Raw genomic sequence first — 6,000 nt, forward strand, 5'->3', positions numbered from 1 at the left:
ATGTATCTCTGTTAAATAAATTTCTGATTAATATCTTTTCTTAGAGATGTCTATAGTATGAAGAATAGGATTTCATCAGAGACAAAATCCTTATTTCTTCAATATTTTTTATATGTAAAAACTCTTTTCCTTACTGCGTTTCCCAACGCTATCTGATTTTCTATCCGGTTATTTTTCTCCCGGAACATGAGCTTTTTCATAGATCAGCTTTTCACTTTTTAATTCTTTCCAGAATTCAGCAGGAATAGCAGTGTTGAGGGCATCCACATTATCTTTTACCTGTTCAGGCTTGCCGGCTCCCGGGATAATGGAGGCAAATTCATCAGCTGCCAATACAAAATGGAGTGCTGCATCAACAAGACTTATACTGTACTTTTCAGCAATGGAAGTCATCCGTTCCCGTTTTTCACTCATTCCTTTCGGGATGACATCCTTATAATTATACCGCTCTCTTCCTGCCACATACCCTGAATTGTATCCTGCTCCTGAAACCAGTTTTACACCAGCTTTTCTGACAGCAGGAAGAAGACGGTCCACCGCATCTTCATGTTCGAGGATTGAGTATTGTGTTGCAGAAAGACAGATATCCGGATCAGCAGATTCAATACAGTCTAAGATAGGTTCTATTTTATTGACACCCATACCCCAGGCTTTTATAACACCCTGATCTCTAAGTTCGGAAAGAATCTTAAAAGCACCTTTTCTGGCCTGTTCCAGAAAATAGGGATAACGGTCTCCTACCTGGTCTTCGGATAAATCATGAATATAAACGATATCAATATGGTTCAGCCCGGTTCTTTTCAGGCTTTCTTCAATAGACCTCTGTAAAGCATCAGCAGTATAATCATGCCGGAAATCATAATTCAGGGGTTTTTTCCACATGGTAGGCGGAACTTCAGATTCAGGAACTTCATGAAATAGCCTTCCCACTTTGGTTGAAAAAACAAAATCATTTCTTTCCTGATCTTTCAGAAAATCTCCAAATCTTCTTTCGCTTTTTGTTAATCCATACCACGGGGAAGTATCATAATATCTGATGCCTGTACTCCATGCTGTATGCAGGATTTCATGAGCCTGTTCATCCGTAATATTTTCAAATGCTGTTCCTATAGCAACTCCACCAATTCCCAGTCGGTGTTTTTCTGTTAAAATGTCTGTTTTCATATTGAAATATTTTATGGTGTTGGTTATAAACAGGCTGCAAACATCGTGCTGATATCATGGAAACGTTAAAAGTAAAGATAGTGTTCAACCTTTTGAAATCATTAATGAGTAAAGCTATAAGGCTTCTTTTGATATTTTAAATATTATGTTAAATGTTTTTTTCATCGCTTCTTTGGTCCTGTTATTGAATAAACTGTAATACACCATTTCAATAAATTATTTCATATGAAAAAGCATATTCTAATCGTAGGAGGAGGATTTGCGGGTATTAACCTTATCAAATCTCTCAAAAATGATAAACGGTTCAAAATAACGCTGGTCGATAAGAATAACTATCATTTTTTTCTACCCCTTATCTATCAGGTGGCTACTTCTTTTATAGAGGCTTCCAATATCAGCTACCCTTTCAGAAAACTGTTTTCAAACAATAGAAATGTGAAATTCCATATGGGCAGCCTGATTAGGGTAAATCCTGAAAACAAAACAATAGATACGGATACCGGTACTCTGGGTTATGATTATCTGGTATTGGCACTGGGAACAGAATCCAACTTTTTCGGAATGGAAAATGTAAAGAAATGTGCCTTGCCAATGAAAAATATCGAAGAAGCACTTTACCTGAGAAATCATATCCTGCTTACCCTTGAAGAAGCGGCCCGTAATAAAGATATCAAGCAAGCCGAAAAGCTTCAGAACATCGTTATTGCAGGTGGTGGCCCTACAGGGGTTGAACTGGCAGGCATGCTTGCGGAGATGGGAAGGTATATTGCTCAGAAAGAATATCCGGAAATTAAGTTAGGCCTTTCCAATCTTTATCTTATAGACGCACTGCCTACTCTTCTTTCCCCGATGAGTAAGCTGGCTCAGAAGACAGCTTATGAAAAACTGAAAGAATTAGGTGTTAAAATTGTATTGAATGTTTCTGTAAAGGATTATACCGATAACAAAGTCATCTTAAGCGACGGAAACATTATTGAGACAGAAACGCTGATCTGGACTTCGGGAGTGATCGGAAAAGAAGTTCCTGGATTACCGGAAAACAGTATCGGAAAAGGAAGAAGAATTCTGGTGGACGCCTATAATAAAGTAGAAGGAATCAATACTATTTATGCACTAGGAGACATAGCACTGATGCTTTCAGAAGAAAAATATCCTAAGGGACATCCTCAGCTGGCTCAGGTTGCCATTCAGCAGGGTAAAAATCTTGCCGCCAATTTCAAACGTATAGAAGATGGAAAAGTGCTGGAGCCGTTTCATTACAATGATAAAGGAAGCATGGCTATCATTTCAAAATATAATGCTGTAGTGGACCTTCCAAAGCATTCCTTTAATGGTTTTATTGCCTGGCTCACCTGGCTTTTTATTCACATTATTCCTCTTGTAGGGTTCAAAAACAAAATTCAGCTGGCAGTGGACTGGTTCCGTTTATTTATTACCAACAATCCATCCATCAGGCTTATTCTTTTTCCGAAAAGAAATACAACAGGCAACGGATAATTACTTAAAAAATACCAACACTTAAATCTTATAGTATGAAAAATCAAAGAAGACCTCCTTTTTTCGGAGAAACAGTGGTTATTACCGGAGCTTCAAGCGGAGTTGGTAAAGCTACAGCAGAAGCTTTTGCAGAACAGGGTGCAGATCTTGTTCTGGCAGCAAGAGGTGAAGACGCACTCACAGAAACTGCAGAATTATGCAGAAAGCTTGGTGCTACCGTGATTACAGTACCTACAGATACTTCTATTCCTGAAGATGTTCAGAATCTTGTCAAACAAGCCCTTGAATTCAGTGGCAAAATTGATTATTGGGTAAATAATGCGGGCGTTCTGGCATTTGGTAAATTTGAAGAAATTCCAGTAGACGTTACAGATCAGATTGTCAAAACAAATCTTCTCGGATATATGCACGCGGCTCATGCGGTACTTCCCGTTTTTAAAAAGCAGAAAAAGGGAGTACTGCTGAATAATATTTCTATTGGCGGATGGATGCCGGCACCGTATGGAACAGCCTATACAGCTTCAAAATTCGGAGTTCGCGGTATGGTGGAAACCTTGCAGGGAGAGGTTTCAGATTTTCCTGATATTCATATTTGTGCGCTGTATCCAGGCTTTCAGAAATCTTCAGGAATAGAGCACGCTGCCAATTATTCAGGAATAAAACTGAGTACCCCTCCACCCTCTTTTGATCCCCGGAAACTGGCTTCTGCAATTGTAAAGACCGCTAAAAATCCAAAAGAAGTTATCTATCCGGACTGGTCTGCCATTGTATTTAAAAATTTATATGAAATGGTTCCCGGAATCATCCGTTATGTCTCTTCAGCAGGAATGCGTATGGTAATGAAAAATGCTAATAAGGATAATAAAACGGGAGGAAATGTTTTGGAGCCCTCCGAAGGTAATATGGGAATAGACGGAAAAACATTGTTTTCCTTTCCTAAAAAAACTTTGCTGTGGGCAGGTGCCGGAATCATAGGAGCAATAGCTGCAGGCTTACTTTTATCAGGAAAATCCAACAAAACAGAATAACTGCAAGGAGAGGAAAACTTCATAAACCAAACGTTGAAAAGGTATTTTTAGCTGTTTTTTGTAAGATATTTCATAAATTTACGGAGCTGTATTCATTTCATAACAGCATAAAAATGTTTCTAAGGTGAAAATTCACAACAAAAAAAAGTACCTGAGTTTCCTCAAATTTAAAAGAGATTTCCAGAAATACGGATTGGAAAAAGCACGCAGCTATGAGCTTATTCTGCATTGGCTGAACAACAGACTGAGCAGAAACCAGTTTCTTGTGCTTTCAGGGATTCTTGTGGGCTGTACGGCTGGCCTTGCAGGAGTTATCCTGAAAACCCTGGTACACAATATTCATTATTTTATTACCAATAAAGTCCATTTTGAATATCAGATTTTATTCTATATCGTTTTTCCTTTTTTAGGAATCGTACTGACTACCATGATTGTTCTGACAATTTTTAAAGGTCAGGACCGTAAAGGAATCGGAGCTATTTTGTATGAGATTGCACAGAATTCCAGCATTGTAGCTTCCGTTAAAATGTATTCCCAGGTGATACAGAGTGCCGTGACCGTAGGATTGGGAGGTTCTGCAGGATTGGAAAGCCCTATTGCCGTTACCGGAGCTGCTATTGGTTCAAATTATGCGCAGACATACAGGCTAAGTTATAAAGAACGTACTTTACTGTTGGCTGCCGGTGCTACTGCCGGGATTGCTTCAGCATTCAATGCGCCTATTGCGGGGATTATGTTTGCTTTTGAAATCCTTCTAACCGGAGTGGTTTTTACTGACTTTATTCCTTTGGTAGTAGCTGCAGTCTGCGGAAGTCTTTTGTCAAGAATTTTACTTCAGGAAGATGTGCTTTTCAGGTTTTATACCCGGGATGCCTTCAACTATAAAAATGTCCCCTATTATCTTATTTTAGGATTGGTAACCGGCTTATATGCCCGTTATTTTGTGGTTATTTCTCAGAAAGTAGAACATTTTATAAAAGGGCTTCAGCTTTCAAGAATGCGGAAAGCGATGTTTGGAGGAGCTGTTCTTTCGCTGTTATGCGTTCTGTTTCCTCCTTTGTTCGGTGAAGGATATGAAACTGTGAAAGCGTTTACCAATGGGAATACCTACTCTATTATTGAAAACAGTTTTTTCAGATATTTTGAGATTGGTGACTGGACGATTATTATATTTTTGGTTCTGGTTCTTCTTTTAAAGGCATTTGCAACATCTTTTACCATATTCAGTGGCGGAAATGGTGGTAACTTTGCTCCCTCTCTTTTTGCTGGAGGAACTTTAGGGTATTTGTTCGCACTGGTGTGCCAGCATCTGGGATTTACAGATGTTCCTGTGACCAATCTTGTTCTGGTTGGAATGGCCGGAGCAATGAGCGGTGTACTGTATGCCCCGCTTACCGCAATATTTCTGATCGCTGAATCCAGTTTCGGATATGATTTGTTTATCCCGCTGATGATTGTTTCTGTAATGTCTTACCTTATTGCCAAATGGTTCTCCCCGATTTCCCCGGAACTGAAATCTTTGGCAGATCAGGGAAAAATATTCACCAATAAACATGATAAAAACCTGCTCTTTGCTTTAAGAACAGAGGATTTTATTGATCAGTACTCTCAAACCATCAATCAGAATGCTTCTGTTGCAGAATTGTTTGAAATGGTGAAAAACGGAAATAAAAATATTTTCGCCGTGGTAGATGAAAACAGAAAACTGAAAGGAGTACTTACTCTTGATGATATAAGGCCTTATCTTTTTAACAAAGAAATAGAAAGCTCCCAATCGGTTACCCAGATCATGAAAGCACCGCCTGCTGTACTTCACCGTGAAAATAAACCACTGGATATTCTTCAGACTTTTGATGATACCGGTGTATGGAATCTTCCGGTGGTGAGTGAGAATAATGATTTTATAGGATTTATTTCCAAATCTTCAATACTGATGAGCTACAGACAGCTTCTGAAAGAATATTCTGATTAAATATTGACGTACAATATGACACCTGAAGAACTCAATTCCCCTCTTCCGGAGGGGTGTCAAATCAACAGATTTGACGGGGTGGTAATAAAAAATCCGTTCAGCTATGGACTGCCCCCAAAAAGTTAGACACTTTTTAGGGGCATTTTTTTATGTATAGAAAAGAAAAATTTAGCGTTGCTTTCAAGCTAGAATGTATTAATCTTCACAAAAATTCTCATTGTTCAATTAAATCTATAGCAACAGAGAAAGGATTTAATGAAAGCAATCTGCGCAAGTGGATTGGTTTTTATAACAAGTACGGAATCTCGGGACTATACCCTCGAAAAAACATGAGTTATT

The 6,000-nt window shown here is 38.7% G+C and carries 5 protein-coding genes; 4 read left to right on the plus strand and 1 reads right to left on the minus strand.

What is annotated here, in order from left to right; genetic code table 11:
* Window positions 1-168: 168 nt before the first annotated feature.
* Window positions 169-1,164: an aldo/keto reductase gene (locus CRS_RS05490; RefSeq protein ID WP_142723059.1), complete on the minus strand. Its 996-nt coding sequence runs from the start codon at window positions 1,162-1,164 to the stop codon at window positions 169-171.
* Window positions 1,165-1,389: 225 nt separating this feature from the next.
* Here CRS_RS05490 and CRS_RS05495 point away from each other — a divergent pair, with 225 nt between their 5' ends.
* From CRS_RS05495 to CRS_RS24790, 4 genes are all read left to right on the plus strand, one after another.
* The gene (locus tag CRS_RS05495) at window positions 1,390-2,661 is read left to right on the plus strand and encodes an NAD(P)/FAD-dependent oxidoreductase (RefSeq protein ID WP_142723060.1); all 1,272 of its coding nucleotides are present in this window, start codon (window positions 1,390-1,392) and stop codon (window positions 2,659-2,661) included.
* Window positions 2,662-2,696: 35 nt separating this feature from the next.
* Entirely contained in the window at window positions 2,697-3,689 is a 993-nt protein-coding gene (locus CRS_RS05500) for an SDR family oxidoreductase (protein WP_142723061.1), read from the plus strand.
* Between the two features lie 124 nt (window positions 3,690-3,813).
* Window positions 3,814-5,661 (plus strand): chloride channel protein, encoded by a 1,848-nt coding sequence (locus CRS_RS05505; RefSeq protein WP_142723062.1) that lies wholly within the window; start codon window positions 3,814-3,816, stop codon window positions 5,659-5,661.
* A 149-nt stretch (window positions 5,662-5,810) separates the two neighbouring features.
* The coding region (locus CRS_RS24790) for a helix-turn-helix domain-containing protein (protein ID WP_142722049.1) at window positions 5,811-6,000 on the plus strand (190 nt) is incomplete at its 3' end.

Origin of the sequence: Chryseobacterium sp. ON_d1 (genome assembly GCF_006829085.1) — a bacterium.
Classification (GTDB): domain Bacteria; phylum Bacteroidota; class Bacteroidia; order Flavobacteriales; family Weeksellaceae; genus Chryseobacterium.

What these genes read in the sequence shown, in the direction of transcription:
- CRS_RS05490 (WP_142723059.1), bottom strand. Translation starts at nt 1,164, where the DNA reads ATGAAAACAGACATTTTAACAGAAAAACACCGACTGGGAATTGGTGGA.
- CRS_RS05495 (WP_142723060.1), top strand. Translation starts at nt 1,390, where the DNA reads ATGAAAAAGCATATTCTAATCGTAGGAGGAGGATTTGCGGGTATTAAC.
- CRS_RS05500 (WP_142723061.1), top strand. Translation starts at nt 2,697, where the DNA reads ATGAAAAATCAAAGAAGACCTCCTTTTTTCGGAGAAACAGTGGTTATT.